The 12741-nt window shown below is 57.5% G+C and carries 9 protein-coding genes; 4 read left to right on the top strand and 5 right to left on the bottom strand.

Annotated elements, in window-relative coordinates; translation table 11 throughout:
• Positions 1-12: 12 nt before the first annotated feature.
• The 3 genes from ETAA8_RS11620 to ETAA8_RS11610 all read right to left on the bottom strand — a co-directional run bounded on the left by ETAA8_RS11620 (position 13) and on the right by ETAA8_RS11610 (position 3715).
• The gene (locus tag ETAA8_RS11620; RefSeq protein ID WP_145088179.1) at positions 13-1437 is read right to left on the bottom strand and encodes a DUF1570 domain-containing protein; all 1425 of its coding nucleotides are present in this window, start codon (positions 1435-1437) and stop codon (positions 13-15) included.
• A gap of 74 nt (positions 1438-1511) precedes the next feature.
• Positions 1512-2114, bottom strand: coding sequence for a GNAT family N-acetyltransferase (locus tag ETAA8_RS11615; protein WP_202921774.1), 603 nt, complete (start codon positions 2112-2114; stop codon positions 1512-1514).
• Positions 2111-3715, bottom strand: coding sequence for a transglutaminase-like domain-containing protein (locus tag ETAA8_RS11610; protein ID WP_145088178.1), 1605 nt, complete (start codon positions 3713-3715; stop codon positions 2111-2113). Before ETAA8_RS11610 ends, ETAA8_RS11615 begins: the two co-directional genes overlap by 4 nt.
• 610 nt (positions 3716-4325) lie before the next feature.
• On the opposite strand from ETAA8_RS11610, the gene ETAA8_RS11605 reads away from it, so the two are divergent.
• The 4 genes from ETAA8_RS11605 to ETAA8_RS11590 all read left to right on the top strand — a co-directional run bounded on the left by ETAA8_RS11605 (position 4326) and on the right by ETAA8_RS11590 (position 10818).
• Positions 4326-5018 (top strand): hypothetical protein, encoded by a 693-nt coding sequence (locus ETAA8_RS11605; protein ID WP_145088177.1) that lies wholly within the window; start codon positions 4326-4328, stop codon positions 5016-5018.
• Positions 5019-5406: 388 nt separating this feature from the next.
• Positions 5407-7692: a LamG domain-containing protein gene (locus tag ETAA8_RS11600; protein ID WP_145088176.1), complete on the top strand. Its 2286-nt coding sequence runs from the start codon at positions 5407-5409 to the stop codon at positions 7690-7692.
• Between the two features lie 782 nt (positions 7693-8474).
• Positions 8475-10028 (top strand): group II intron reverse transcriptase/maturase, encoded by a 1554-nt coding sequence (gene ltrA, locus ETAA8_RS11595; RefSeq protein ID WP_202921773.1) that lies wholly within the window; start codon positions 8475-8477, stop codon positions 10026-10028.
• A 115-nt stretch (positions 10029-10143) separates the two neighbouring features.
• On the top strand, positions 10144-10818 hold the full coding sequence (locus tag ETAA8_RS11590) for a hypothetical protein (RefSeq protein ID WP_145088174.1): 675 nt from the start codon (positions 10144-10146) through the stop codon (positions 10816-10818).
• Positions 10819-10821: 3 nt separating this feature from the next.
• Here ETAA8_RS11590 and ETAA8_RS11585 read toward each other — a convergent pair whose 3' ends face one another.
• Positions 10822-11511, bottom strand: a complete 690-nt coding sequence (locus tag ETAA8_RS11585) for an ABC transporter ATP-binding protein (protein WP_145088173.1) — start codon at positions 11509-11511, stop codon at positions 10822-10824.
• A gap of 2 nt (positions 11512-11513) precedes the next feature.
• Positions 11514-12734 (bottom strand): ABC transporter permease, encoded by a 1221-nt coding sequence (locus tag ETAA8_RS11580; RefSeq protein WP_145088172.1) that lies wholly within the window; start codon positions 12732-12734, stop codon positions 11514-11516.
• Between the last annotated feature and the right edge of the window lie 7 nt (positions 12735-12741).

Here is a 12741-nt window from a genome sequence, read left to right as displayed (position 1 = left end):
ATGCATGTCCGCCTACTTTGGCACCCTTAACTCCAGCATCGCTCGACGCCAGTCTGTCTCGAACGGCGCTAGCTTTTTGCCGGTGAACTTTTCGAACCGTTCCACCGGAGTGAATTGCCTGGAGTCTTCAGACACGTAGCGATCGAGCGCATGGCCTGCCAACTTCTGCTCGTGAAACGTCAGATACCAGGCAAGACCCCAAGCATACGCATAGTTGCGATCGGCCCGCTGGGCGTCCTGCACGTGTCCATCGAGAAACGGCAAGTTCTCATCTGCCAGCATATCTTCCAGCGGCTGCGGTCGCCGACGCAGTTCCTCTTGCAGCACGGCAAGTTGAACTGCAGAAGGTGAATCGAGCCGCAATGATTGACCGTCGAGCTTGCCGCTTTCGAACACTTGCGCCAGGCCTTCGTTCAGCCAGCGAGGGACGTTCTGCCGTGAACTCGCATAGACAAAGTTGTCGATCCAAGCATGAAAGGCCTCGTGATACAACTGCGCGAACATCTGCGCAGTGACCTCGGCGAACTTGCCATCGTTGCGACGATCCTGTTCGGTAATCGTGTTGAACTGGGCGACGAGTTGCTCGTTCCAGCGAGCTTTGCGGAGCCGTATCTCGGCATTGATTTCGTCGGTCGTGAACTTCGCTGTTTTTAGGTCGCCAATAATGCGGGCCGTTTCACGCTGGAAATCGACGTCGAACTTTTGCCACGTCTTGCGCAACTCTTCGTGGTGGCTACGAATTTCGGTCAAGTGCTCGGCATAAGTATTAAGATCGCTGCCGGCAAGAATCGTCCGCTGACGAGTGGAATAGAATGCCGGGTTCTTGATGTTCAACTTCATCCGCCGTAGTTCGGCGCGATATTCATCGAGCGAACCGAACAGTCGAACGGTCAGGGGTTCCGGCGGTCGTCCTTTGGGCGGCAGAACCATGCGATAAGCACGAAAGATTTGTTCGATGCGCACCACGCAGCGGCGCGTGGTCTCTTCGTCCGTAGTGCTATCGACGCGGAACCACGGCCCATCGTAAAGGTGATGCAGCTTGCCGCCGACCTCGTCCTGCTTGAGTAGCAGTTCTTCCATACGGCCCGCTTCAATCACCGTGCGATTCCGAAACTGCTCGAACCGCTGCAATAGTTCCTCATGCTCTTCTTTGGGCAACTTGGTCAACTTCAGAACTTCGCGCTTATTCACCCACCGCAACACGCCATACATTGGCTTGCCCGCAGGCTGCATGATCTCGGCAAAGTCAAGATCGTACTCGCGCTCGTCCTGCACGACCCCCTTGTAGACCTTCCCATCTTTGAGGAGCAACTCTTCTAGCTTCCAAGCGCCAAGTGTTTTCGGTGCCGAAGGTTTCGGACTTTGCGCGCAGAGATTGTGCGCAGACCAATGTGCGACAATCACCAGAAAAGAGCAGATGAGAAAATAACGAGCCATCCGATCAGATTCGCACGGCTGCAGTGGAGAGTCAATGTTGCTGATGACTAGCGAAGGAACGGCTGGCACCCCAGCTAACTCTTCTTCGCCGCAAATTCTTTCCTCAGCACACCGCAGACAATCAGGTCTTCGTACTGCCCGTGTTTGAAGCGGTGCGAGCGAAAGCAGCCTTCCTGAGTCATGCCAAGTTTCGACAGCACGCGACCGGAGGCAGGATTGCGGGCCAAGTAGTTCGCGAACACTCGTTCGAGCTTGAGTTTGTCGAAGGCGTACTTCAAAACGGCCTGGGCCGCTTCGGTGCAGTAGCCGTGATTCCAATAAGGGCGGCCAACCCAGTAGCCCATCTCGGCGTGGTTATCGACGCTGTTGATCATCAGGCCGATGCTGCCGATTACATCGCCAGCGGGAAGCGTGATCGCGAACGAGACGCCTTTGCCCGCTTCGTAAATCGCGGGGAGCGAGGTAATCCAGGCTTCGGCCAGGCCGTCCGGATAAGGGTGCGGGATTAGCCTGGTGTTATGAGCGACTTCCTTATCGCCGGCCAAAAGTTGCACGACGCGAGCATCGGAAATATCGAATGGGCGCAAGCGGAGGCGCTTGCTGCGGAGCGTGGGTTGCACGGCAGGAAGAATCGGAGCGGGCTCGTCCGGCAATTGCGACAGGGTAGCTTGATTCACTCGACTTCGACGACCTCCAACTCCAAACGGCCGACAACCTGCAGCAGCGGTAACATCACCGCGTAAGCCGACTCGCCATGCAAACTCGCGTGTCTCAGTTTAATATGATCGGCCCCGACTGTCCCCTGGACGACCGTGGCGTCGAGGGGGAACCAGCGATTGCCGACCCAAACTTCATTCCACATATGATACGCAAAGCCCTTCTGCGGTGGATAATAAACGAGCCCCAAAACAACGCGAGCGGGAATTTTTCTCGCCCGGCAAAGTGCAGCAAGTAACACCGCGTGCTCGGTGCAATCTCCTTCTTGCGTCCGCACCACTTCCGCAGCAGTGGCAAATGCCTGGGCGTAGGTCCGCTTGCTGATGTGGGCCCGCGTTCCCTTGGCGAGGGCCAAAGCAACCTGGAACGGTTCGGTTCTATCGCCGGCCAACGAGTTTGCCAGCCGCACAATGGCAGCGTCATCGCTTTGCACCAGGCTATTCGGGGCTGAATCTTCGGGTGTCGGTGGTTCGCTGAGCCGCTCACGATTCACGGGGCTAAGGCGGTCGAGTTCGGCGATCGTCAGCCTGACTGTGTGGTCGTCGACCTTGGTCACTTGCTGAAACTCGTCGTTCGCAAAATGATTGGCAATCTTGTCGCCTTTGAGTTTGGCCACATAAGTGGCTTCGAAGAGTGGGCGAACATCTCGCAGCTTTCCCGTTAACGGCACCGTTGTCACAGCCAACAGATCGATCTTGCCGAGGTCTTCTTTCGCCAGCGCGAACTCGCGAGTCGTCTTATAAGCTTCCTGTTTAAAGCTGGGGTCGAACGTCTTGAGAGTTTGTCCCCGACTATCGATCCAGCAGAACGTCGTCAGCGTTTGACCGGCGATTTTGATATCGCTTTTCACTTTCATCAGTTGCTGGGTGAGGCCGCGAATCGAGACTTCTTCTTCGCCTAGTGCGGTCAGAATGATTTCGCCTTGCTGATCGATGACCGGAACCAAACTTGGGACCGTGCGGCTCTCGCCCGCTTTGAGCGGTGACCGCTCCAGCGATTGTTCCGCGGCGAAATAGCCTCCGCAATTCTCGGCAAATGGAACTGGTTTCGTTTCGCGCTTGCCGAGGGACTCGGTAGCGACCAGCATCATCGCGCCCAGGCGCTTGCCCTGCGTGACGATTTCGCCTGGCCCCGATGTTCGCCGCGATTGAAATCGCTCAAGTTTGCCCTCGGGCGTTTCCCAGGTCTGCAATTCAATCCGCTGCGTCAGCACACTCCCCTCGCGATTCAGTGTCAGTTCCGATTGCCCATGCGTGTGCAACAGCGTCCGTCCCCCATCCTGCACCGGCCGCGTGACGACATGTGAAAAGCCAACCCTCTGATCCTGCATATAGAAGACCGACCAAACCTCGCGCTCGCCCGACGAGGCCGTTTCATGGTTGACTGGCTGGACACTCGGACCACTTGGTTCGACCGTGGGCGAAGTGATCGGCCCCGTAACCGGCGCAGGCCTTACAAGCGGACCCGTCACGGGCTTGATCGCTGGCGGCGCAGCCGTGGGCTGACAGCCCGCCAGGACCGCGGCCAGTACAAACAGCGTGACTTTGAAGTGATTTCGCATCGGATCTCGCGAGTGTCGCAAAGGGTTTCTCAGCAGCGGCAAAAATGAGTCGAACCATTTGCCTCGTACGGCAGTATATCGAATCAGACTCCACTCGCGGCAGATACTTCGGCATCGCCGGACCAGCTTCGCGCACCCGCGAAGCTTGCCCGTAAGTGCAAGTCTCGCTGATTGTTACGCCAGTCGCTCACTGGTGGGAAATTGCTGCTAAGTCACGACGCTTTGCTAGCTTCGGACTGAACGGCGGGTAGAGTTGCGGACTAACAGCGCCAAGGCTGCGTTCTGCAGTTGTGGCGTGTGCGGACCACCGCTTTTTCCTTTGCTTGCTCCGGTCTCATTTGGGCTGACCCCGCCAGGTGAGTAACCCGACAAACCAACTAATCGGCAGGTTCGCGCGGATTGGCTCCAGTCCCACTGATGTTCGTCGATTCGTAATCCTTTGCCGAGTCCACCTGTGACGATTGCACCGATGATTCCTACGCCGCAACATTTCTCCTGGAAGCCTCAGAATGCCAAGCCCCGAGAGGCATTTTCTGTAACCTACGATTGGTGAGACCAAGCTTTCGCCGTGCGAGAGTTTCACCTGAAGCAGTAACGACTGAGGATTACGATGGGCTTCCTGAAGCGGTTTTTTCGAGGCGTGTTTCACGAAGGTGCTCCAGCTGCTCCGACCCACAGCAGTTTTGAGCGCCTTACGGAAGAAGAACTCGAAACGCACTTGGGCGTGCAACGGTATGGCAAATTCATGCTCACCGACGCAGTTCGTCCTAGTTACGATTTAAAAGTGGTACCGCAAGCCGGTTATCGCCACGACCAATACGTCGACGAAGAGTCGAAAAGCAAAGTGCCAGTCCTGATGGCTGCCGCTTCGCGAGAGATCGTGTTCGATCTGTTCATGGAACTGATCGATCCGCTCGGTCACGAAGTCGATGTGGTCCTCGAGACCAGCCACCATCGCGACCAAGGCGGCCATGAGGATCTGTACCGCGAGCACATCGATGTGCCGGTCCTCAAGAGCACGCTCTGGGACTACGAAGACCTGATTATGAACGACGGCTGCACGGGCCTCGCGGTGCTGAATCCCGGCATCCCGCAGGAAGTCCAGTTCGACGAGCACAAGCTGCTCATCGTCTATGGCAACCCGCTCGCCGACTACGAACGAATCTTCAAACGCTTTGGCATCAAGTGCGATGAGCAGATCAAGTTCATCACCGAAGCCGAACACGTCCACTCGTCGAACGACAAGTACTTCGACGAGTTCGACCAACTGCGAATGCGGCTGGGCATGGACAGCGGCTACTAAGCCACTGCTGGAAATGGGGGGCTAGGAACTAGAGCTTAGAGTCTAGGGACTAGCAGAAGAATCAGAGACGGTCCGCGACAACGTGACAACGACGCAATGGCTGGTGCTGAACCAGCCATTCTGCGTTTCTTGGCTGTGCAACGCGCGAGCGGCGGTCAACTTCGGCGGTGCCGATTTGCGGTACCCAATTCTCACCTAAACGTCCAACATCCGCCCCATTGTTGGACACCAACCTGCAGCCAAACCCGAGCGAAACTTACACCGCTGTCCAACAATCGACCCGATTGTTGGACACCCCCCTTTTGCGGTTTGCTCGCTTCGCAGGTTAAAACTCTTGGTTGCGGCCTTCAGTCCTGCCTGCCCGCCACGTTTTCGAGAACAAGCATCCATGCGAATCCTTCATCGGACCACGGCTTTGACTTTCTTGGCGGCCTTGTGCGTAACACACGCTGCCGTGGCGGAAACCACGCCCATTGCCCATTACCACCTCAAGTCGGACGAGGGCGCGATCCGCGATACGGCTGCACCAGCAGTGCTGGAAAGTTTTGCCAAGGGTGGGCCGGCGCTCAAATCCCACGGCGAGCCGAAGGTCATGTCCAATGGGCCGGCGATCCGCTCCTTGGCTTATACCGGATCCATCAAATTCGAAGATGCCAACCTATGCTATGCCGCGCCGGTGAATCTTGTTCGCGGCGACAATTGGGTCGTAGAAGCCTGGGCCTACGCCACTCAAGTCAATGACAAAGGCCTACATACCGTGCTGGCCAATGGCAATGGCGGCAACGGCTTTCTGATCGTCCAAAGCGGCGACCAATGGCAATTGTTCATTGGCGGCGTGGGCGGGACTAATCTGGGGAAAGTAACAGCCAATACCTGGACGCACTTGGCCATCGTGCGCGATCGCGGCATCACCTCGGCTTGGATCGACGGCAAGAAAGTCGCCAACCAGTTGCCCGTCGGCGGCGGCGGTGCGAACAACTTCAGTTTGGGTGCCTCGGCACCAGGCAAAGAATCGTTCAATGGCTGGATTGCGGAAGCGAGGGTTTCGACGTTCAAGCCCGGCCAATTCGCAGGAGCCACCGACTTTCTGGTGGACACCGCCCAAGCCAAGATTTTGCGAGATGCAGATCGGGCCCTGGTGGCCAAACTCATCACAGGGCTCGCCACAGCGCCCGGTGTCGAAAAGGTAGACGCGTTCGCGGAACGGGCCTACGACAAGGATTGGCTGGTAGCCGCCGCCAAAACCCCAGCCTCCGTGCAAGTCATTCCCGGAGAGGATAACCAGCCCGCCCAAATCATGCTGACCAACGGCCTGGTCAGTCGCACCTTCCTAGTGACCGACGGCAACCTCGGCTGCATCAGTCTCCGCCGCGCCGATAAAGACATCGAGTTCGTGCGCGCCATCAAGCCAGAAGCGCGGGTCAGCCTCAATGGGCAATGGGTGGACATCGGCGGCCTCGTCGGCGCGCTCGACCAGGCCTTCATTACGCCGGATTGGTTCTACCGTCTGCAATCCAGCGGCAAATCGTTCCGCCTGGCGGGCATGAAGGTCGGCCCTTGCGTCAAACCCTATGAGTGGAAGCCCAAGTGCAACGCGCCGATCGATATTCCCTGGCCAGCGCTTGGCCGCCGCGTGACCTTTGAATTTGCGCCTCCGGAAAACAACGCAGCCCTCGCAGGGTTGCACATCGACCTGCATTATGAAATCTACGATGGCATTCCGGTGATGATGAAAACGTTCACCTTGCGCAACCAGTCCAGCAAAGAAGTCGTGGTGACCAGCTTTGAAGGCGAACATTTGGCCGTGCAGCCGACCAACTCGAAAATGATGCATGTAGAGAGCGATTACTCGTTCGCACTTGCTAACTTCCGAGAAACATCCAGCGGCCTTGGCATCCACGCAGCCGGCTCCCGGGCCCCGTTCAAAGAGTACTACCTCGGGGGTGGAACCACTCGTTTTAAACGGGACCCCAACTGGGGCTCGATGGCGACGCTCAATCCGGCCGAAGATATTTTCGTGCGCGACATCGAAAACGCATTGCTGATCAGCACTCCGCCGACCGGTCCCAATTGGACAGTCAAACCGGGCGAATCGTTCGACGCCTTTCGCACCTTCACCATCCTGAACGACACTACAGAAGACGAGCGTCGCTTCCTGGCCCAGCGCCGCTTCTACAAAACCCTGGCGCCTCAATCCAACGAGCACCTGTTTGAAGTGCATGCGCCGTCCTCGCATCACATCAAACATTTGGGTCCCCTGCTCGACCAGATGCATGAGATTGGCTTCGAGCAGTTACAAGCTCCGGAGCATCCGGGCAGCTTTAACTACGCCGACGCTTCGCCGGGCAACATCGCCGCGATGAAGACCGTCTGCGATTACGCCAAACAATACGACATCCGCGTCGGTGCCTACCAGTTGATGATGGCCTCGCAAGGCTGGGGATCGCGTCAGGACAACTTCAACTGCATCGATCCGGCTTCCAAAGCCCCCGGCAGCGCATTCGGCCAGAGCGCTTGCGGCGCCAGCGCCTGGGCCGACATGTATTTCACCAACATGTGGAAAGTCATCGACGGTGCGGGCATGCGCGCTTTCAAGCCCGACGGCCCCTTCCACGGCGACTGCTGCGCCGCGACCGATCATCCGCACCACAAGGGACTGGAAGAGTGCGCCTGATGTATCGGTGCTGGCTCAGCGATGAGCCCGCACGGGAAGCCTTGTTGGCAATGTCGAAAGACCGTGGCCGTTTGGTCGGCCACCGTGGCTAAGGGGTTACGTTGATGAAGTGTGTAATTCGTCGGCAAGAAAGCTACCCCAACAATGTGGGACACTGGCAACGCTCTGTAGCCTTGGAAGTCCTGCTAACCAGAGCATCCGCACGACTACGAAAGGAACTGACTATTACCTTCGGTAAATCTGAACCACACTCCCGCCAACATCAGAGCCGCCCGGATTGGACACCGGGATAGGGAGTGTCCTAAACGATCGCAAGCTCTGTTTTCCGGTTTCGCGATCCATGGCAACTGTGCCAACGATTCACGGGCCAACCAAGTATCCCGTGATGTTTAGGGGAGCAGCAGCCCGCTGTTGGGTATGAAAAAGTCAGAGTCTAAACGGATGCGTTTGAGTGCCAACAAGGGAACCAGGGAAGCTCGGCTGAGTATGGCAGTTACACGGCTAGGCCGGTCGCAAGATCGACCCAAGCACCTGCCGATGAGGCAGCCGAGTGGCGGAGCACCCGTAGTAGTCGGAGGTCGGGAAAGCCGGCCACAGGGCGAAGGGGTGCAGGATGATTCGTGGAGGATGACTGAAGTGTTCTTTAATTTGGAGGCTTCCAAATGAACATCGACGAAGTCCGACGTAGGCTCTGGGAGCAATCGCAGGCCCACAGGCGACACAGGGAATCTAGTTTACCGCTCTTTCCGACCAACCCATACGGTGGCCGGATTCGGAACCTGATGGACCTGATACACAATCCCACGTGGATTGCAGCCGCCTGTGAACGTGTGTTGAAACGCTCCCGAGGCAAAGCAGCAGGCGTGGATGGGGTGACGGCTCACAGGTTCGCTCAGAGCCTTGAGTACCGTCTCGAACAGCTACGTCTGGAGTTGAAACGCGGTACGTATCGGCCTCTGCCGCTGCGGCGAGTGGAAATTCCCAAGGCTAACGGCAAAATGCGCCAGCTTGGAATCCCGTGCCTACGCGACAAAATCGTTCAAGAGGCAATACGCATGGCGTTGGAACCCATTTTCGAGGTCGAGTTCCATGACAGCTCTTATGGGTTTCGGCCCAATCGGAGCACGCACCATGCGGTAGCCCGTTGTCGCTATTTGGCGTTGACGGGCTTCACCTGGGTCATCGAGGGAGACGTCAAGGCTTGCTTTGACGAAATCTCGCACAAGGCGATCTTGCGGTGTATCAAGGAGAAGGTGATCGACAACAAGTTCCTCGCCCTGATTCAACTTCTGTTGAAAGCAGGTGTGGAAATTGATGGCGTCGTTCATCCGACGACGAAAGGGGTTCCGCAGGGAGGCGTGGCCTCACCACTACTTGCCAATATCGTGCTGAACAAATTGGATTGGTTCATTCATTCCAAGGGGTTCCACGGTAAGGACAGCAATAGGAGGTGGGCTCGCGGCCTGTCCAATGTTCGGTTCTCCCGCTATGCCGACGATTGGTGCGTGTGTCTCACACGGGCCTCCCGAAAGCAAGTGGAAAGGCTACGGGACGAAATCCGCGACTTTCTTCGGAAAGTCTGCGGGTTAGAACTGTCGGCCGACAAGACCCGAATTACCCACGTGAGAGACGGGTACGATTTTCTCGGATTCAACATCCAGGTTGGTGTTGGCAGATCCGGGCGTCTCGTACCCAGACTCAGGGTTGGCCGCAAGGCTATTACCCGCATCCAGGCTCGTTTGGGCGAAGTCCTTCGTTACTGCCCAATGAGCGTAAGCATCTCGGTCCGTCTTGATGATGCGTCGGCCGTCATTCGCGGCTGGTCGAACTACTTCAAGATCGCCCACAACTTCCCAAAAGTTGCCCACAGGCTGGACCACAAGGCTTACTGGATTGCGGCGAAGGCGATATGCCAGAAGAACGACATATCGACTGCCCAGTGTCTCCGGCGGCATGTCTTCCACAACACCATCGGTGTTCACGAAGACCATACGCTGGTTCGCTTCCAAGATACGGATTCGACGTTCTATTATCCGGCGCCGGAACCGTATCAACCTGGCTGCCCACAGCCATACCCGGAGGATGATGAATGGGAGGCGTCGTTCGTCTACCCGGATCGTCCCCGGCCAGGAAGCGGAGACCTCAAGTGGAAGGCTTTGGTTCGCGACGGCTTTCAATGCCGCCATTGCGCGGTCGCGGTTACATCCAAGACCTCGCAAGCGGACCATATCGAACCTGTCAACCGCTTTGCCAATCTCGCGATGGCAAACGACTTGAACAACATCCAGACCTTGTGTCTGCGTTGTCACAAGCTCAAAACCAAGGGAGATATATGAGAGAAGAATCATCTGGAAAGCCGGATGCTTGGAAACTTGCACGTCCGGTTTGGGGTTGGGGTCGGGGTGAAATTCCACGGCCTACACCACCAGCCAATGGGCGCAGTGGAAGTGGATGTGCAAAATCCTGCACGAAGGCCAGAAGCGCGACTTGTACCTGACCATTCCCGACTGGTATGTGCTCAATGGCCAAACCTGCACCGGTATGGGCTATCGTGAAGCCACCGACAACATCGACATCGGCCTGCAGGCCCTCATCTATCGTCAATATATTTTTGACGGCACCTGGCACAAGACCGCCAGCATGGGCTGGGTCAATCTCAATACCGAGATGCTGCATGGCGACATGGAAAAAGACCTGGATCGATACGAACGGATGTTCTTCACCATGATGTCATCCGGAGCGCAAGTGTGGGTGCGCGGGCATCGCCTGTATGACGGCCCCAAGTCCAAAGCCATGCTCCTCAAATGGATGACCTGGTACAAAAAGCACCGCGACCTGGTCCAAGGAGACATCATCCATCTGCGCCGTCCCGATGGCCGCAGCCTGGATTACACCCTGCATGTGGATCCCAAACACAAGCGCGGCATGCTGCTGGTGTTCAATCCCCTCCAACATCCCGTCACCAAAACCCTCACCGTCCCGCTGTACTACACTGGCCTCACCGGCCAAGCTCATATCCATGAACAGGAAGGCGAAGCCAAGCCCTATCCGCTGGATGAGCAATCGCAAGCAAAACTCCCAGTGACCATTCCCGCAGACGGATTCAGCTGGTACGTCATTGAGTAAGCATCACGCCACCCGTTTCCGCAGCGCGGGCTCTTCCTGAATCAACCCATCCACAATTCGCAGCCGGCGTGAGGCCTGGGCTGCTGAGGCGGGGTCGTGGGTCACCATCACGATGGTGCCGCCGTCGGCGACGAAGCGGGTGAAGATGCTCATCACTGCTGCTTTGCTGTCGGGATCGAGATTGCCCGTGGGCTCGTCGGCGAGGATGAGCTTGGGCGAGTTGGCGAGCGTGCGGGCGAGGGCCACGCGTTGTTGCTGGCCGGTGCTCATTTCGCTCGGCTTATGATTCAGCCGTTGAGAGAGGCCGACTTGCTCGAGCAATGCTTCCGCGCGCTCGCGCTGAGCGTCGGGCTTCATGCCGGCGAGGTAGAGCGGGACTTGCACGTTCTCGCGAGCGGTTAGGTACGGAATCAGGTTGAACGTCTGAAAGACGAAGCCGATTTGCGAGCGGCGTAGTTTCGTCCGCACTTGAATCGGCAGATCGTAAATCGATTCTCCCTGAAACTCGACTTTGCCGCTGTCAGGCGAGAGCATGCCGCCGAGCAGCGATAACAGTGTCGTCTTGCCGCTGCCACTGGGTCCGACGATCGCCACGTACTCGCCGCTGGCGATCTTTAAGTCGCTGGTGCGAAACGCCACCACTTCTTCTTCTCGCCGGCGATAGCGCTTCATCACGTCAGTCAGTTGAAACATGGTTAGATCTCCTGGAAGCAGAGGCAAGGATCGAGGCGCGCGGCAGTCCGCGCGGGCCACAACGCGGCAAGCAGCGTCGCCAGCAAGGCCGAAGCCGAGGCCAGAGCGATCAAGCCCGGCAGCGGAGTCACCGTGACTCCCGCCCAGTAAGCTCCCAACACCATCGCAATGACCACGCCCAGCAAGCTTCCGCAAGCCGCGCCGGTCACACCCAGGATCAACGCTTTCAACAGGAAGATCTGCGAGATGAGTCGCGGTGTCGCGCCCAGTGCGAGCAGCGTTCCGACTTCGCGGCGACGTTCGCGCACATTGGCCGAGATCGTGCTGGCCACGCTCGCGCCGCCAATCACAATCAGCATGCCAAAGACGAACCAGCTCATTTGGCTCATCAATTGATTCACGCCAACTTGGGTCGAAACCACTTGAGAAATGGTCACAACCTTCGCATCGGGCATCAGCTTGCCTAGCGAAGGAGCCAGATTGCCCGCAGCGTCTTCGCAGCAGCCCATGACTTCGATCGCGTTCACCACTTCACCAGCCTCCGTGAGCCTTTGCACGGTGTGCAGGTGAGCGAAGACGCGGGTGTCGTCAATCGTGCCTGTCGGCGGCAGGACAGCGAGTACCTTGAACTGGTCGCCGAGAATCACCAGGTTGCTCCCCGCTTTCAATTTGGCAAACTCGGCGATGTCGGCACCAATGACGGCTTCGTTGCCTCTCAGTTGATCGATCGAACGACTGCTGGCCAAAGTCTCAGGCGCGGCATCGTAGGTCTTCGGACCGTGCGATGCCTTGGTGCAACCTTGATGCTTGTTGCTAAACAGCCCCGCCGATTGCCAAATGGCTTTCTTGGCGAACTCCGCCTGTGGCAGAATGCCTGTCAGCGTGGCATCGCGGCCGGCGATCTTGGTGACCGTGCAAAGCCGTGGCGACAAGCGTTCAACGCCCGGCAAGTTGGCTATGAGAATGCTCGCGACGTGCGATTCCGGCAGCGTGTGCTCGCTCAGATCCGCGGCATAGTAATCTTGCAGCGTGACATCCTTCGGCAGAACGAGCAGGTTCGCTCCCAGCGATTCCAACTTGCGTCCAACTTCCTTCTCCGAAAAAACCGTGACGTGGCGAATCGCCACCAGTGCCGTCACGCCAAGCAGGATTGCCGTGGCGCTGGTGAACATCGCCCACGGCCGCTCGCGCATTTCGCGCCAGACCAATGTTTGCAAATTCATGTGCGTA

The sequence above is a fragment of the Anatilimnocola aggregata genome (assembly GCF_007747655.1).
GTDB classification, from domain to species: Bacteria; Planctomycetota; Planctomycetia; order Pirellulales; family Pirellulaceae; genus Anatilimnocola; species Anatilimnocola aggregata.
This window is presented reverse-complemented; position numbering and strand designations above follow the sequence as displayed.

Coding starts and splice junctions, on each gene's coding strand:
- ETAA8_RS11620 (WP_145088179.1), bottom strand. CDS start 1,437: ATGGCTCGTTATTTTCTCATCTGCTCTTTTCTGGTGATTGTCGCACAT.
- ETAA8_RS11610 (WP_145088178.1), bottom strand. CDS start 3,715: ATGCGAAATCACTTCAAAGTCACGCTGTTTGTACTGGCCGCGGTCCTG.
- ETAA8_RS11605 (WP_145088177.1), top strand. CDS start 4,326: ATGGGCTTCCTGAAGCGGTTTTTTCGAGGCGTGTTTCACGAAGGTGCT.
- ETAA8_RS11600 (WP_145088176.1), top strand. CDS start 5,407: ATGCGAATCCTTCATCGGACCACGGCTTTGACTTTCTTGGCGGCCTTG.
- ltrA (WP_202921773.1), top strand. CDS start 8,475: ATGGACCTGATACACAATCCCACGTGGATTGCAGCCGCCTGTGAACGT.
- ETAA8_RS11590 (WP_145088174.1), top strand. CDS start 10,144: ATGTGCAAAATCCTGCACGAAGGCCAGAAGCGCGACTTGTACCTGACC.
- ETAA8_RS11585 (WP_145088173.1), bottom strand. CDS start 11,511: ATGTTTCAACTGACTGACGTGATGAAGCGCTATCGCCGGCGAGAAGAA.
- ETAA8_RS11580 (WP_145088172.1), bottom strand. CDS start 12,734: ATGAATTTGCAAACATTGGTCTGGCGCGAAATGCGCGAGCGGCCGTGG.